The organism is Streptomyces sp. NPDC036813 (assembly GCF_055609245.1).
This window is the reverse complement of record NZ_JBVJPV010000011.1, coordinates 138,818-154,012: the sequence shown is the minus strand read 5'-3', so window position 1 is coordinate 154,012 and position 15,195 is coordinate 138,818. Positions and strand designations below refer to the sequence as shown.

The window sequence follows — 15,195 nt, the reverse complement described above, 5'->3', positions numbered from 1 at the left end:
GCGGGGCCGCGGCGGCCACCCGGCACAATGTCCCCCATGACTGCCCAGGCCCCCGCCGCCCCCACCGTCGGTTTCGACCTCGACATGACCCTGATCGACTCCCGCCCCGGCATCCGCGCCTGCTACCAGGCGCTGTCGGAGCGGACCGGCACCTATGTCGACGCCGACCTCGCGGTGACCCGCCTGGGCCCGCCGCTCGTCGACGAGCTGGCGAACTGGTTCCCGGCGGACGAGGTGGCCGAGGTCGCCGACCTGTACCGCGCGATGTATCCGACGTACGCCGTGGCCGCCACCCCCGCTCTGCCCGGCGCCCGCGAGGCGATAGCGGCGGTGCGGAAGGCCGGCGGGCGCGCGATCGTCGTCACGGCGAAGTACGAGCCGAACGCGAAACTGCACGTCAGCCATCTCGGCCTGGAGCCCGACGAGGTGATCGGCGATCTGTGGGCGGAGCGCAAGGCCGAGGCGCTGCGCGCGCACGGCGCGAGCGTGTACGTCGGCGACCACCTCGGTGACGTGCGCGGCGCCCGCACGGCCGGGGCGCTGTCGGTGGCGGTGGCGACCGGCCCGTGCGCCCCGGAGGAACTCCGTGCGGCCGGCGCGGACGTGATCCTCGCCGATCTCACGGAATTCCCGCAGTGGCTTTCGGCCTACCTCGACGACGTGCCGGAGGCGGCCCGAGCCTGACGCCGCCCCGCCGCGACCGAGCGAAGCACGCCGGCCCCCGCGAGAACGAACCCGACGGCCATGAGCATGCTCAATCCGAACATGTAGGTCGGAAAAGGCGACGTTCCGAAGAACAACGGGGCGACGGTGACCAGTGTGGCCACGGCGCCGATGAAGAAGACGATCGCACCGGCACGGATCAGCCGATCACCGGGCGCGGTGGAATTCGGTGGGGTTTTGTCACGCACCCGACCAGGGTAGTTCCCAGCGCGAAGGAACAACCGGGCGACGTCTTGTCAGCCGCCCGAAGACCATTAGCCTTGGAACCGGCGGGTCAAGGTCGACCCGCCTGGGTTGTTATTGAGCAGCTTTCCGACGAGTACGAGGACGAGGACAGACGTGCCTACCGGCAAGGTCAAGTGGTTCAACAGCGAGAAGGGCTTCGGCTTTCTCTCCCGCGACGACGGCGGTGACGTCTTCGTTCATTCCTCGGTCCTCCCCGCCGGAGTCGAGACCCTCAAGCCCGGCCAGCGCGTGGAGTTCGGCGTGGTCGCCGGGCAGCGCGGCGACCAGGCGCTCTCCCTGACCGTACTCGACCCGACCCCGTCGGTCGCGGCCGCGACCCGCAAGAAGCCCGACGAACTGGCCTCCATCGTCCAGGATCTGACGACCCTTCTGGAAAACGTCACCCAGACCCTGGAACGCGGCCGCTACCCCGAGAAGACCGCCGGAAAGAAGGTCGCCGGGCTGCTGCGTGCGGTGGCCGACCAGCTCGACGTCTGATCCCGGCAGCCGTCAGGGGAAATCCAGCGCGTCAGGGCCGAGGGGCGGCACCAGCCCCTCGGCCGCCGCGCGTGTGAGCAGCCCGCGCACGGCCGCGTACCCGTCCTCGCCGAGGTCGGCGGTGAACTCGTTGACGTACAGCCCGATGTGCTGGTCGGCGACGGCCGGATCCATCTCCTGGGCGTGCTCCATGACGTAGGGCCGCGACGCCTCCGGCTCGTCCCACGCCTTGCGCACGGATGTGCGGATCGAATCGGCGATCACCTTCAGCGCGTCCGCGCCGAGCGACCGCCTGGCGATGATCGCGCCCAGCGGGATGGGCAGCCCGGTGGTGTTCTCCCAGTGCTCGCCCATGTCGGCGAGCTTGTGCAGCCCGTAATTCTGGTACGTGAACCGCGCCTCGTGGATGACGAGGCCCGCGTCCACCTTGCCGTCCCGCACGGCCGGCATGATCTCGTGGAACGGCATGACGACGATCTCGCCGACGCCCCCGGGCACGACGTCCGCCGCCCACAGCCGGAAGAGCAGATACGCCGTCGACTTCTCGCTGGGCACGGCGACGGTACGGCCGGCGAGGTCGAGGCCGGCTTCCCGGCTGAGCACCAGCGGCCCGCAGCCCCGGCCCAGCGCGCCCCCGCACGGCAGCAGCGCGTACTCGCCGAGCACGTACGGCAGGACGGCGTACGACACCTTCAGCACGTCCAGCTCGCCGCGCTCGGCCATGCCGTTGGTGACGTCGATGTCCGCGAACGTCACGTCGAGGGCGGGGGCGCCCGGGACGCGGCCGTGGGCGAGGGCGTCGAAGACGAAGGTGTCGTTCGGGCAGGGGGAGTAGGCGATCTGCACGGTGCCGGGCAGGGGCTCACCGGTCATGGGGGTTCCAACTTTCCAGGACGGGCGCCAGCTTCCCGAACCCCTCGGTCAGCGCGGTGAGCGCGTCGCCGATGCGCCAGGCGGCGCGGTCGCGCGGACCGACGGGGTTGGAGACGGCGCGGATCTCCAGGACGGGCAGGCCGTGCGCGGCGGCGGCCTCGGCGACGCCGAAGCCCTCCATCGCCTCGGCGAGGGCGCGGGGGTGCCGCTCGCGCAGCTCGGCGGCACGGGCGGCGCTGCCGGTGACCGTGGACACGGTCAGCACGGGTCCGGCGGGGGCGCCGAGGGCCTGTGCGGCCTGCCGGACCAGGCCGGCCGGCGGGCGGTGGGTGACGGTGCCGAAGCCCAGGTCGGTGACGGGCAGGAAACCGTCCGGGGTGTCGGCGCCCAGGTCGGCGGCGGTGATCTCGTCGGCGACGACGAGGGAGCCGACGGGGGCCAGCGGCAGGAAACCGCCGCCGATGCCGGCGGAGACGACCAGGTCGTACGGGGTGCCGGCGAGGGCGGCGGCGGTCAGCGCGGCGGCCGTGGACGCGGCGGCGCGCGCGGGACCGACGCCGGCGGCGACGAGATCGAGCGCACCGGCCCGCAGCAGCGTCACGCCGGGCAGGCGCCGCTCCTCACCCGGGCCGGAAAACGCCCGCGCCACCGCGTCCCGCTCCACGGGGACGGCGGTGGCCACGAGCAGTCGTGCCGGAGTGGGCGAGGACGTGATCAGGCGCCCTTCTTGAGCTTGAAGGACCAGATGCCCTCCACGTCCTTCTCGCCCGCCTTGATGGAGACGAAGGTGGTGTTGCCGCTGGCACCGTACTGGGCGTTGAAGAACACGCTGCCCGGGATGGTGCGGTAGGTCTTCTTGCTGGCGTCGGTCAGCGGCTGACCGTTCATGAGGATCGTCCAGCTCTTGTCCGCGATCTCCGGATCGACACCGAAGCGCACGGTCTCGTCCGGGTCGACGGTGATCGACTTGTCCGCCTTCAGGCACTTGGCGAGCTCGGAGGTCTTGATCGCCTTGCCGTCGTTGTAGCAGGTCGCCTCGGAGTTGACCGAGCTCCTGCCGACGGTGATCGTCGACATCGGCGTCGGCTTGTCGCAGGCCGACAGGACGAGCAGTCCGGCGGAAACGGCGCCGGCGGCGGCGACGGCGCGGCGGCGTCGCACGACGGATTGCAGGATGGTCATGGCCGAAGGCTATCGCCTGGCGGCGCCCGCGCCGTTTCTGGGGGTGCGAGGGGGCCGCGGAGTCGCCGCCGGGCGCCCCGCCCTCACGCCACCCGTGCGTGTGTCGCGCTCCCGTGGTGGGCCGACTTCAGCAGCCCCCGCAGCGTCGCCAGCCAGCCCACCGCCACGATCGCCGCGCCCACGCACAGGCCCACCGTGCCGTTCAGGGGCATCACGATGCCGACCGCGCCGCCGAAGACCCACGCCATCTGCAGCAGCGTCTCGGAGCGGGCGAAGGCCGAGGTACGGACCAGTTCCGGCACGTCCCGCTGGATCAGCGCGTCCAGCGCCAGCTTCGCCAGTGCCTGCGCGAACCCGGCGACGGCCGCCAGGCACGCCACGAGGACCGCGCCGAAGAAGATCGCCGCCGTGACCGCGGCGGCGAGCACCACGGCCAGTACGGTGACGATGATGATCTCCGGCGGCTTGGACCGCAGCCAGGCGCCGACGGCCGTACCGAGCGCGTTGCCGATGCCGGCCGCCGCCGCGACCATCCCGAGGGACACCGCCGCGCTCTGCCCGGTCATCGGGTGCTCGCGCAGCAGGAACGCCAGGAAGAAGATCAGGAAGCCGGTCAGGCAGCGGACCGCGGCGTTCGCGCCGAGCGCGTGCGTGACGGCCGGGCCGACGGTGCGCAGTCCCGGGCGTTTCGCGGCCTTGCGGTGCGGGCCGTGCAGATGCTGCTCGTCCGCCGCCAGCAGCGCGGTGTCCTCCCCCTTGGCGGAGTCCACCTTCGGCGGCAGGGAGAACGACAGGAACGTTCCCGCGACGAAGATCACGAAGGCGCCGTACAGGGGCCAGCGGGCACCGAGGGCGTGCAGCGCGCCCCCGATGGGCGCGGCGACGCCCGTGGCGAGCAGGCCGCCGAGCGTGACCCGGGAGTTCGCCTTGACCAGCGACAGCTTCGGCGGCAGCAGCCGGGGCACCACCGCGCTTCTGACCACGCCGTACGCCTTCGACGCGACCAGCACGCCGAGCGCCGCCGGGTACAGCTGCAGGCTCCCGGTCACCACGGCCCCGCTCAGCACCAGCGCCAGCAGCGCCCGCGCCAGCATCGCGCCCGCCATCGCCGCGCGCCGGCCGTGCGGCAGCTTGTCCAGCAGCGGGCCGATCACCGGGGCCAGCACCGTGAAGGGTGCCATGGTGATCGCCAGGTACAGCGCGACGCGGCCGCGTGCCTCGTCCGTCGGCACCGAGAAGAACACCGTGGACGCCAGCGCCACGGTGATCATCACGTCCCCGGCGCCGTTCACGGCGTGCAGCTCGATCAGCTTGCCGAGGCCCGACTCGCCGGCCCCCTGCGCGTGCGTGGCCTTGCGGATGCCGCGGGCGGCTCCGGTCACCGGGAAGTGCAGGGCGCGCCCGACCGCGCGGACGGACCCTCCGAACCGGCCCGAACCGCTCACTTGGGACGTCCTCGCGGCTGCCACGTCGTCATAGTGCCCCGAGTACGGGGTGGATAGTGCCGTTACCGCACGTATGGGCCTTAAGTTTCGGGGCAGGCCGCCGGGCGCGCCACACGGAAACAAATCGCCGCGAAGCGGCGAAAGAAATCGACCGGTGTAGGCCGAGCGCCGACGAACAGGCAGAATGGTCCGGAGGAGGTGCGCCCGAGCGTGAGCGCGCGCAGACGTCGAAGCGGTCCGGTTGTCCGCTCCGTCCGCGCCGTCACCTCAAGGCGCCCGCACCCGGAAGACGGCGTACTGGAGAGAAGCGATACCTGTGAGCGCAGCGACAACGCGAAGCCGCACCCCTGACCGCCTGTGCGCCGAGGCCGTCGACCTCGCCCGTGGTGCAGCCGAGGAGGCCGCCGCACCCGGCGTCGTCGGGGAACACGCGGGAGTCGTCTCCGAGGGCGACCGCGTTGTCACGCACTTCTTCGAATGCCGGGAGCTGGGGTACCGCGGCTGGCGGTGGGCCGTGACGGTGGCCCGCGCCTCGCGCGCCAAGCTCGTCACGCTCGACGAGGTCGTGCTGCTGCCCGGCCCGGACGCCGTGCTGGCCCCGGAGTGGGTGCCGTGGAGCGAGCGGCTGCGCCCCGGCGACATGGGCCCGGGCGACCTGCTGCCCACGGACGCCGAGGATCTGCGCCTGGAGCCCGGCTACACCGGCGAGGACACGCCGCCGCCGAACTCCGCCGTCTCCGAGGAGATGGCCGACCTGGTCGAGGCCGAGGACGTCGAGGTCACCGAGGGCCCGACGAGGGCCCTGCCCACCGCGCCCTCGCGCGGCTCGATCGCCGCGGTCGCCGAGGAACTGGGCATGCGCCGCGCCAGGGTGCTGTCCCGCTACGGCCTGCACACCGCCGCCGACCGCTGGGAGGAGGCGTACGGCGCCAAGACCCCGATGGCGCAGGCCGCCCCCGCCGCCTGCGTCAGCTGCGGCTTCCTGATGCCGCTGGGCGGCTCGCTGGGCCAGGCGTTCGGGGTGTGCGCCAACGAGTTCGCCCCGGCCGACGGCCGCGTCGTCTCCCTGACGTACGGCTGCGGCGGCCACTCCGAGGCCGCGGTCATGCCGAAGACCCCGCGGCCGGCTCCGCCGGTGATCGACGAGACGAGGGTCGACCCCTTCCCCCTGCGCCCGGCCCCCGACTCCGGCTCGGTCCCCCCGGCAGCGGACGAGGAAGCAGCGGAACTGGGCCACTCCTAGCCCCCCGGGGCTGCGGCCCACACCTGAACCCGTGCCGGCCCGCACCCGCCGACGGCGGGAAGGGGCCGGGGTGGGGGTGTCCGCCCGCAGTGGCCGGCACCGGGCAAGGGCGCCGCTCTCGGAAACGGCCGGCCGGACCGAGGACGGACACCCCCCACCGCGGCCCCGCCCCACAACGAACCGCAGGCGCGACAGCAACCGCCCACGCACCGCAACGGGCCGCCGCAGGCACCAAAGGGGCGCGGGGAACGGCGCGACCAGCCACAACGCACCGCAGCCGAATGACGACCAGGCGCCGCAGGCAAAGCCGATCAACCACAACGCATCCGCAGCCGAAAGACGACCCGGCGCCGCAGGCAAGGCGACCAGCCACAACGCACCGCAGCCGAATGACGACCAGGCGCCGCAGGCAAAGGCGACCAGCCACAACGCACCGCAGCCGAATGACGACCAGGCGCCGCAGGCAAAGCCGACCAGCCACAACGCACCGCAGCCGAATGACGACCAGGCGCCGCAGGCAAAGCCGACCAGCCACAACGCACCGCAGCCGAAAGACGACCCGGCGCCGCAGGCAACCCGCCGGAACACGGTCCGGCGCCGCAGGCAACCCGCCGGAACACGGTCCGCCGCCGCAGGCAACCCGCGGTACTTTCAGTCGTCGCCGATGAGGAGAGTGAACGTGAGCAAGTTCGTGCGGCCGGCTGCCGAAGGCGCTGACCCCTTCGGAACGGCGAGGCTCCGCCGGGGCGTGCTCGACGCCTGGGCCACCAGCCCCGCCCGGTTCCGGGAGGACGCCAACGCCGAGGAGGACCTGGTCCTCGGCGGCTACCGCGACCGCCTCGTCGTGGAGCTCGCCCAGAACGCCGCGGATGCCGCGGCCCGCGCCGGCGTGCCCGGCCGGCTGCGGCTGACGCTGCGCGACGGCGTCCTCGCCGCCGCCAACACCGGCGCCCCGCTGGACGCCGCCGGCGTGGAGTCGCTGGCCACCCTGCGTGCCTCCGCCAAGCGCGACACGCCGTCCGTCGGCCGCTTCGGCGTCGGTTTCGCCTCCGTCCTGTCCGTCACCGACGAACCCGCCGTCGTCGGCCGGCACGGCGGCGTGCGCTGGTCCCTCGCCGAGGCCCGGCACCTGGCCGAGGAGACCGCCCGGCACAGCCCCGGCCTGGGCGACGAGATCCGCCGCCGCGACGGCCACGTACCGCTGCTGCGCCTGCCGTTCGCCGCCGAGGGCACCGCCCCGGGCGGCTACGACACGGTCGTCATCCTGCCGCTGCGCGACACGGCCGCCGCCGACCTCGCCGAACGGCTCCTGCACGCCGTCGACGACGCCCTGCTGCTCGCCCTGCCCGGCCTGGAGGAGGTCGTCGTCGAGACCGGCGACACCACCCGCACCCTGCGCCGCCGCACCGAGGGCGACCTCACCGTCGTGGAGGACTCGCGCGAGGGCACCACCCGCTGGCGTACCGCCTCCGCGCACGGGACGACCGCGCCGGAACTCCTCGGCGACCGGCCCGTCGAGGAACGGCTGCGGCCCCACTGGTCGCTCACCTGGGCCGTCCCCGTCGACGGCGACGGCAGGCCCGAGCGCCCCCGCACCAGCCCCGTCGTGCACGCGCCCACCCCCAGCGACGAGGCGCTCGGCGTGCCCGCGCTGCTCATCGCGTCCTTCCCGCTGGACACCACCCGCCGGCATGCCGCGCCCGGCGCGCTCACCGACTTCCTGATCCAGCAGGCCGCCGACGCCTACGCCGCACTGCTCGCCGACTGGCGGCCGGTGACGGACGGGATCATCGACCTCGTGCCCGGCCCGCTCGGCAAGGGCGAACTGGACGGAGCCCTGCGCCAGGCGATCCTTCAGCGGCTGCCACGCACCGCCTTCCTGCCGCCCGCCGCCCGGCCGACGGGCGAGGAGGACGGCGACGACCTGCCCGAGGCGCTGCGCCCGCGCGACGCGGAGGTCGTCGAGGGCGCGGGCGCCGGCACCGTAGGGGTGCTCGCCGAGGTGCTGCCCACGCTGCTGCCCGCCGGTCTGGAGCGCCGTGTCGAGCTGCGCACGCTGGGTGTCGCGCGGCTGCCGCTGACCGACGCCATCGACCGGCTGGCCGGTCTGGAGAAGGACCCCGGCTGGTGGCACGAGCTGTACGAGTCGCTGGCGGGCGTGGACCCCGACCGGCTCACCGGCCTGCCCGTGCCGCTCGCCGACGGACGGACGACGATCGGCCCGCGCCAGGTGCTGCTGCCCACCCCCGACGCCCCCCGCATCGACCCGGAGGTCCTCGCCCGTCTCGGGCTGAAGGTCGCCCACGAGGACGCCGCCCATCCGCTGCTGGAGAAGCTCGGCGCGCTGCCCGCCACCCCGCGGGCCGTGCTGACCACCCCGCAGGTGCGGGCCGCGGTCGCGGTCTCCCTCGACGACGACGGCGGGTCCTGGGACGAGGACGGGCTGGACGCCGAGGAACTGGCCGACACCGTCCTCGCCCTGGTGCGGGACGCGGGTCTGGAACCCGGCGAGGAGCCGTGGCTGGGCGCGCTAGCGCTGCCCGACGAGGACGGCGAACTCGCCCCCGCGGGTGAACTGGTCTTCCCCGGCAGCGCCTTCCACCAGGTCATGCGGGAGGGTGAACTCGCGACCGTGGACGCCGACCTGGCCGCCAGGTGGGGAGAGGAACCCCTCGCCGCCTGCGGGGTGCTGGCCGCCTTCGCCCTGGTCCGCGCCACCGACGTGGTCCTCGATCCGGACGAACTCGAGCCGCGTGAGGGCGAGTACGCCGAGCCCGACGACCCCGGCCTGCTGGACGCCGTCGACGTGTGGTGCGAGGACGTCCTCGACCGTTTCCCCGACACGCCCGTCCCGCCGGTCGCCACGGAGATCGTCGCCGTGCGCGACCTGGACCTGGTCGACGACGACGCCTGGCCGCAGGCGCTCGCGATGCTGGCGCGCCCGCCGCTGCGGGACGCCCTCGTGCAGCCGGTGCGGATCCTGCTGCCCGACGGCACCCACGAGGTCGTACGGCCGTACACCGCCTGGTGGCTGCGCGGGCACCCGGTGCTCGACGGCCGCCGCCCCGCCGGCCTGCTCGCGGCGGGTGGCGACCCGCTGCTGCGCGGCGTGTACGACGAGGCCGACGCCACCGGCTTCGACGACGAGCAGGTGCTGCGCGCGCTGGGCGTGCGGACGTCGGTGGCGGCCCTGCTGGACGAGCCGGGCGGCGCGTCCGAACTCCTCGACCGCCTCGCCGACCCCGACCGGCACGTCACCGCTGCCCAACTGCACGGCCTGTACGGGGCGCTGGCCGAGCTGGACCCCGACCGGGTCACGCTGCCGGACGAGCTGCGCGCGGTCGTCGACGGCGAGGTGCGGGTCGTGGACGCCGCCGACGCGGTGGTCGTCGACTCGCCCGACCTGCTGCCCTTCACCGAGGGCGTGCCGCTGCTTCCGGTGCGGCCCACCCGGGCGCCCGATCTGGCGGAGCTGTTCCAGGTGCGGCGGCTGAGCGAGTCCGTCACCGGCGAGGTCACGTCCGAGGGCACCGAGCACGACGTACCGGAGCCGGTGCGGGTGCTGCTCGGCCCGCGCACCCCCGAGGCGTACGTCGAGCACGACGAACTCGTCGTGGACGGTGTGGAGATCGACTGGCGTCTGACCGACGACGGTGTGCTGCACGCGGCAACCCTGGAGGGCGTGGCCGCGGGCCTGGCCTGGGCGGCGGGCCAGTGGCCCCGCCGCTTCGAGGTGGCGGCCCTGCTGGAGGACCCGTCACGGACGGCGGAACTGGCCCGGGACCGCTGGTTCGACTGACCTGGGGGCAGGGACGGCCCTGGGCCGGTCCGGCGGACCTGCGTGGTCCGCCGGACACCCCTAGGCCGGGAACCTCCGCCCCACCCAGCGCCAGGACACCTCCAGCACCGCCGATCCCGCCACCGCGACCGCCACCGCCGTCCACGGCATCCGCATGCCCACCAGCTTCAGCGCGAAGAAGCGCTGGAGCCACGGCACCACCAGCACCACCAGAAAGGCGGCGCCCATCGCCGCGACGAGCGCCACCCGCCACCAGGTGTACGGGCGGGCGATGATCGCCAGGACCCACATCGAGACCAGGAACAGAGTCAGTGTCGCCGCGCTGGTCTCCGCGCTCAGCGAGCCCGGGCCCGTGTAGTGGTGCCGGGCCAGCAGATACGTCACGAAGGTCGCCGCCCCCGCCACCAGCCCGCCCGGGATCGCGTACCGCATCACGCGGCGCACGAAGTGCGGGCGGGCCCGTTCCTTGTTGGGCGCGAGGGCGAGGAAGAAGGCGGGCACGCCGATGGTCAGCGTGGACAGCAGGGTCAGGTGGCGCGGCAGGAACGGGTACTCCACCTGCCAGCACACCACGAGGATCGCCAGCAGCACCGAGTACACCGTCTTCACCAGGAACAGCGTCGCCACCCGGGTGATGTTGCCGATGACCCGCCGGCCCTCCGCGACCACCGACGGCAGGGTGGCGAAGCTGTTGTTCAGCAGCACAATCTGCGCGACCGCGCGGGTGGCCTCCGAGCCGGAGCCCATGGAGACACCGATGTCGGCGTCCTTGAGCGCGAGGACGTCGTTGACGCCGTCGCCGGTCATCGCGACGGTGTGCCCGCGGGACTGCAGGGCCCCGACCATGTCCCGCTTCTGCTGCGGGGTGACCCGGCCGAACACCGTGCCCTCGTCCAGTTCCCGGGCCATCTCCTCCCGCCCGTCGGGCAGCCGCCGTGCGTCCACCGCCGTGCCCTTGAGCCCCAGCTTGGCGGCGACCGCGCCGACGGAGACCGCGTTGTCGCCGGAGATCACCTTGGCGCGCACGTTCTGCTCGGCGAAGTAGTGCAGGGTGTCGGCGGCGTCGGGCCGCAGCCGCTGCTCCAGGACGACCAGGGCGGCGGGGTGGGCGCCCTGCGCGACCCGGGCGTCGTCCAGGCCGCGGGCGGCGCGGGCGAGCAGCAGCACCCGCAGCCCGTCCTCGTTGAGCCGCCCGGTCTCGGCGAGCGCCGGGTCGTCGTCGGCGAGCAGCACGTCCGGCGCGCCCAGCAGCCAGGTGCTGGAGTCGCCGCCGCTCTCGCTGAAGGTGGCGCCGCTGTACTTGCGGACGGAGGAAAAGGGCAGCGACTCGGTGCAGCGCCACTCCTCGGTGTGCGGGTAGGCGTCGATGATCGCCTTCAGGCTGGCGTTGGGCCGTGGGTCGGACTCGCCGAGCGCGCCGAGCACCTGGCGGACGTGGGCCTCGTCGTAGCCGTTGAGCAGGCGCAGCCCGGTGACGTCCATGCCGCCCTCGGTGAGGGTGCCGGTCTTGTCGAGGCACACGGTGTCGACGCGGGCGAGGCCCTCGATCGCGGGCAGTTCCTGCACCAGGCACTGCTTGCGGCCCAGCCGGATCACCCCGATCGCGAAGGCGACGGAGGTCAGCAGCACCAGGCCCTCGGGGACCATGGGCACGATGCCGCCGACCGTGCGGGCGATGGAGTTCTTGACGCCGTGCTGCTTGACCACGAGCTGGCTGATCACGAGGCCGATCGCGGTGGGCACCATCATCCAGGTGACGTACTTGAGGATCGTGGAGATGCCGGTGCGCAGCTCGGAGTGGACGAGCGTGAACCGGGAGGCCTCCTCCGCGAGCTGCGCGGCGTACGCCTCGCGGCCGACCCGGGTGGCCTGGAAGGCGCCGCCGCCCGCGACGACGAAGCTGCCGGACATCACCGCGTCGCCGGGGTGTTTGACGACCGGGTCGGCCTCCCCGGTGAGCAGCGACTCGTCGATCTCCAGCCCCTCGGCCTCCACGCACACCCCGTCGACCACGACCTTGTCGCCGGGGCCGATCTCCAGCAGGTCGTCGAGCACGATGTCCGAGGTGCTGATCTCGACGGCCGTGCCGTCGCGCCGCACGGTGGGCCGCACCTCGCCGATCACGGCGAGCGAGTCGAGGGTCTTCTTCGCCCGCCACTCCTGGACGATGCCGATGCCCGTGTTGGCGAGGATGACGAAGCCGAACAGGCTGTCCTGGATGGGGGCGACGAACAGCATGATCAGCCACAGCACGCCGATGATCGCGTTGAACCGGGTGAAGACGTTCGCGCGGACGATCTCGGGCAGCGAGCGGCTGGAGCGCACCGGCACGTCGTTGACCTGACCGCGCGCCGTCCGCTCGGCGACCTGGGCGCCGGTCAGCCCGGTCGGCGGGACGGACGGCACCGGCACGGGGTGCGCAGGGTCGAGTTCGGCGCCCGCGTCGATGTGCGTCATGCATTCGACGGTACGTGGGGACGCGGGCGTTCACCCCTCGGGCATCACCCTGCGGCAGCCCTCCCGGGGGCACCCCGGGCGTCAGCCGTCGAGGGCGTTCTCCTGCCGGGCCGCCGCCCGCTTGAGCGCCGCGTCGCGCTTGCGGACGTACCAGATGCCGATCAGGCCGAGGCCGCCGCCGGCCAGGCAGGTCCACAGCCACCAGGTGTGCCCGTGGTCGTCGTACCAGCCGTAGAAGGGCAGCTGGGCCAGGAAGAGGACGAACCACAGGATCGTGCCGCCGGTGATGGTCGCTACGACCGGGCCCTCGAGGGGTTCCGGCGCCTCGTGCTGCGGGGTCCACTTCGCCATGACGCACAGCTTACGAGCCGTTTCGGTCTACGCGCGGAGATGGCAATCATGGAACTCATATGTTCATACTGAAACCGTTTGTCTGTGTCCCTTTCTAGTCGTAGGAACCCACAAATGTCCACCTCGGCACCTGCCAAGGTCCCCGCGCCCGAGCAGCCGGGCAAGGCGCCCGCCTACGGCGCCCTCGACCGCTACTTCAAGATCTCGGAGCGTGGCAGCACCCTGGCGCGCGAGGTCCGGGGTGGTCTGGCCACCTTCTTCGCGATGGCCTACATCATCGTGCTCAACCCGATCATCCTGGGCAGCGCGAAGGACATGTACGGCCATCAGCTGGACAACGGCCAGCTGGTCACCGCCACCGCCCTCACCGCCGCCTTCACCACGCTGCTGATGGGCGTCATCGGCAACGTGCCGATCGCGCTCGCCGCCGGACTCGGCGTGAACTCCGTCGTCGCCCTCCAGCTCGCCCCGCGTATGTCCTGGCCGGACGCGATGGGCATGGTCGTCCTCGCCGGCTTCGTGGTGATGCTCCTCGTCGCCACCGGTCTGCGCGAGCGCGTGATGACGGCCGTCCCGTACGGCCTGCGCAAGGCGATCTCGATCGGTATCGGCCTGTTCATCATGCTGATCGGCCTGGTCGACTCCGGCTTCGTCTCCCGCATCCCGGACGCCGCGCACACCACCGTCCCGCTCCAGCTGGGCGCCACCGGTCACCTCAACGGCTGGCCGGTCCTCGTCTTCGTCCTCGGCGTGCTGCTCACGCTCGCGCTGATCGTCCGCAAGACGCCCGGCGCCATCCTGGTCTCGATCGTCGTCATGACGATCATCGCGATGATCATCGAGGCGGTCGCCAAGGTGCCGAGCTGGGGCCTGACCACCCCGAAGTGGCCCGGCAACCCGGTCGCCACCCCCGACTTCGGGCTGGTCGGCAAGGTCAGCCTGTTCGGCGGCTTCGACAAGGTCGGCGTGCTGACCGGCGTCCTGTTCGTCTTCACGGTCCTGCTGTCGTGCTTCTTCGACGCGATGGGCACGATCATGGGCGTCTCCGACGAGGCCAAGCTGACCGACGCCAAGGGCCACATGCCCGGCATCAACAAGGTCCTCTTCGTCGACGGCATCGCCGTCGCCGCCGGTGGCGCGAGCTCGTCGTCGGCCACCACCTGCTTCGTGGAGTCCACGGCCGGTGTCGGCGAGGGCGCGCGCACCGGCCTCGCGAACGTGGTCACCGGCGGGCTGTTCGCCGTGGCGCTGTTCCTCACGCCGATCGCCACGATGGTGCCGTCCCAGGCGGCCACCCCGGCGCTGGTCGCCGTCGGCTTCCTGATCCTGGCCGGCTCGATCAAGGAGATCGACTGGGCCGACTACACGATCGCGATCCCGGCCTTCGTGACGATGCTGATGATGCCGTTCACGTACTCGATCACCAACGGCATCGGTATGGGCTTCGTGACGTTCACGGCCCTGCGGCTGGCGGCCGGCCGCGCCAAGGAGGTGCCGGTGGCGATGTACGTCGTCTCGGCGGTCTTCGCCTTCTACTACCTGATGCCGGCCCTGGGTCTGACCTGAGCCGCATCGGTCGGGCGGACATGATCCCCGGGATCTACGTCAGCCCGTAGAACTTCTCCGTCTCCTCGACGGCGGCCTGGAACCGCTCGTCGAAGTCATCGCGAATGAGCGTCCGGACGACATAGTCCTGGACGCTCATTCCTCTTTTTGCCGCATGGTGTCGGAGCCTCTCGAGCAGCTCCCCGTCTATCCGCAGGCTGAGCACGCTGGTCCCCATGCACACGAGGTTCGCCTCAGCATTCCGGCCAGTGCGTCTCGTTCCGCTCCCGGATCACCCATATGAGTGATCCAGCGCATCAGTGACCGGAGTCACGGGCATATCTGGGCGCGTCCGGCAGTTGTTAGCCAGAGTAATGAGTTACGCTAAGGACATGCCGGACCTCACCCATGGCGACGATGCTGCCGCCGTGAACTCCCTGCGCTCCGCCGTGATGCGGTTGTCCCGTCGGCTCAAGCACCAGCGGGTCGACGAGTCACTGAGCCCCACCGAGATGTCGGTGCTGGGCACCCTCTCCCTGTGCGGGAGCGCCACCCCGGGCGAGCTGGCCCGCAAGGAGCACGTCCAGCCGCCGTCGATGACCCGCATCGTCGCGCTGCTGGAGGCCAAGGGGCTGGTCCGGCTGGAGCCGCACCCCGAGGACCGGCGCCAGAAGGTCGTCACCAAGACCGAGCAGGCCGAGGTGATGCTCGCCGAGAGCCGCGCCAAGCGCAACGCCTTCCTGGCCGCCCTGGTCGACAACCTCGACGAGGACGAGTGGGCCACGCTGCGCGCCGCCGCCCCCGTGCTGGAGAAGCTCGCACATCTGTAAGCGCACCACCCGAGGAGGCGAACG

At 72.5% G+C, this 15,195-nt stretch carries 14 protein-coding genes; 6 read left to right on the top strand and 8 right to left on the bottom strand.

Features of this window, described 5'->3' with window-relative positions; all coding sequences use genetic code 11:
* Nucleotides 1-36 precede the first annotated feature (36 nt).
* Nucleotides 37-684 (top strand): HAD family hydrolase, encoded by a 648-nt coding sequence (locus ACZ67Q_RS23225; protein WP_471185177.1) that lies wholly within the window; start codon nt 37-39, stop codon nt 682-684.
* On the opposite strand, the gene ACZ67Q_RS23220 is transcribed toward ACZ67Q_RS23225, so the two are convergent.
* Complete coding sequence (locus ACZ67Q_RS23220; RefSeq protein ID WP_471185175.1) at nt 648-911, bottom strand: hypothetical protein; 264 nt, start codon at nt 909-911, stop codon at nt 648-650. The two genes, ACZ67Q_RS23225 and ACZ67Q_RS23220, sit on opposite strands and share 37 nt — an antisense overlap.
* 151 nt (nt 912-1,062) lie before the next feature.
* Between ACZ67Q_RS23220 and ACZ67Q_RS23215 the strand changes: the two genes are divergently transcribed.
* On the top strand, nt 1,063-1,446 hold the full coding sequence (locus ACZ67Q_RS23215) for a cold-shock protein (protein ID WP_361631474.1): 384 nt from the start codon (nt 1,063-1,065) through the stop codon (nt 1,444-1,446).
* Between the two features lie 12 nt (nt 1,447-1,458).
* Here ACZ67Q_RS23215 and ACZ67Q_RS23210 read toward each other — a convergent pair whose 3' ends face one another.
* The 4 genes from ACZ67Q_RS23210 to ACZ67Q_RS23195 form a co-directional block, all read right to left on the bottom strand.
* Nucleotides 1,459-2,319 (bottom strand): 1,4-dihydroxy-6-naphthoate synthase, encoded by an 861-nt coding sequence (locus ACZ67Q_RS23210; RefSeq protein ID WP_471185172.1) that lies wholly within the window; start codon nt 2,317-2,319, stop codon nt 1,459-1,461.
* A complete protein-coding gene (locus tag ACZ67Q_RS23205) occupies nt 2,309-3,007 on the bottom strand; it encodes a futalosine hydrolase (protein WP_471185509.1) in 699 nt (232 codons plus the stop codon). Before ACZ67Q_RS23205 ends, ACZ67Q_RS23210 begins: the two co-directional genes overlap by 11 nt.
* Nucleotides 3,008-3,033: 26 nt before the next feature.
* Nucleotides 3,034-3,501 carry a DUF2771 domain-containing protein gene (locus ACZ67Q_RS23200; RefSeq protein WP_471185170.1) on the bottom strand — a complete coding sequence of 156 codons (468 nt, stop codon included), beginning with the start codon at nt 3,499-3,501 and terminating at the stop codon, nt 3,034-3,036.
* A gap of 83 nt (nt 3,502-3,584) precedes the next feature.
* Nucleotides 3,585-4,970 carry an MFS transporter gene (locus ACZ67Q_RS23195; protein WP_471185167.1) on the bottom strand — a complete coding sequence of 462 codons (1,386 nt, stop codon included), beginning with the start codon at nt 4,968-4,970 and terminating at the stop codon, nt 3,585-3,587.
* Nucleotides 4,971-5,262: 292 nt separating this feature from the next.
* On the opposite strand from ACZ67Q_RS23195, the gene ACZ67Q_RS23190 reads away from it, so the two are divergent.
* Both ACZ67Q_RS23190 and ACZ67Q_RS23185 read left to right on the top strand, forming a co-directional pair.
* A complete protein-coding gene (locus tag ACZ67Q_RS23190; RefSeq protein WP_471185165.1) occupies nt 5,263-6,189 on the top strand; it encodes a DUF3027 domain-containing protein in 927 nt (308 codons plus the stop codon).
* A 679-nt stretch (nt 6,190-6,868) separates the two neighbouring features.
* Entirely contained in the window at nt 6,869-9,988 is a 3,120-nt protein-coding gene (locus ACZ67Q_RS23185; protein ID WP_471185163.1) for a sacsin N-terminal ATP-binding-like domain-containing protein, read from the top strand.
* A 60-nt stretch (nt 9,989-10,048) separates the two neighbouring features.
* Here the strand turns inward: ACZ67Q_RS23185 and ACZ67Q_RS23180 are convergent, their stop codons facing one another.
* Nucleotides 10,049-12,445: an HAD-IC family P-type ATPase gene (locus tag ACZ67Q_RS23180; RefSeq protein WP_471185160.1), complete on the bottom strand. Its 2,397-nt coding sequence runs from the start codon at nt 12,443-12,445 to the stop codon at nt 10,049-10,051.
* Between the two features lie 81 nt (nt 12,446-12,526).
* Nucleotides 12,527-12,796 (bottom strand): DUF2530 domain-containing protein, encoded by a 270-nt coding sequence (locus ACZ67Q_RS23175; RefSeq protein WP_361631460.1) that lies wholly within the window; start codon nt 12,794-12,796, stop codon nt 12,527-12,529.
* Nucleotides 12,797-12,910: 114 nt separating this feature from the next.
* Here ACZ67Q_RS23175 and ACZ67Q_RS23170 point away from each other — a divergent pair, with 114 nt between their 5' ends.
* On the top strand, nt 12,911-14,362 hold the full coding sequence (locus tag ACZ67Q_RS23170; RefSeq protein WP_471185157.1) for an NCS2 family permease: 1,452 nt from the start codon (nt 12,911-12,913) through the stop codon (nt 14,360-14,362).
* A gap of 34 nt (nt 14,363-14,396) precedes the next feature.
* Here the strand turns inward: ACZ67Q_RS23170 and ACZ67Q_RS23165 are convergent, their stop codons facing one another.
* Complete coding sequence (locus ACZ67Q_RS23165) at nt 14,397-14,579, bottom strand: ribbon-helix-helix protein, CopG family (protein ID WP_110636649.1); 183 nt, start codon at nt 14,577-14,579, stop codon at nt 14,397-14,399.
* 154 nt (nt 14,580-14,733) lie between these two features.
* Between ACZ67Q_RS23165 and ACZ67Q_RS23160 the strand changes: the two genes are divergently transcribed.
* Nucleotides 14,734-15,171: a MarR family winged helix-turn-helix transcriptional regulator gene (locus ACZ67Q_RS23160; RefSeq protein ID WP_471185154.1), complete on the top strand. Its 438-nt coding sequence runs from the start codon at nt 14,734-14,736 to the stop codon at nt 15,169-15,171.
* The last annotated feature ends 24 nt before the right edge of the window (nt 15,172-15,195 follow it).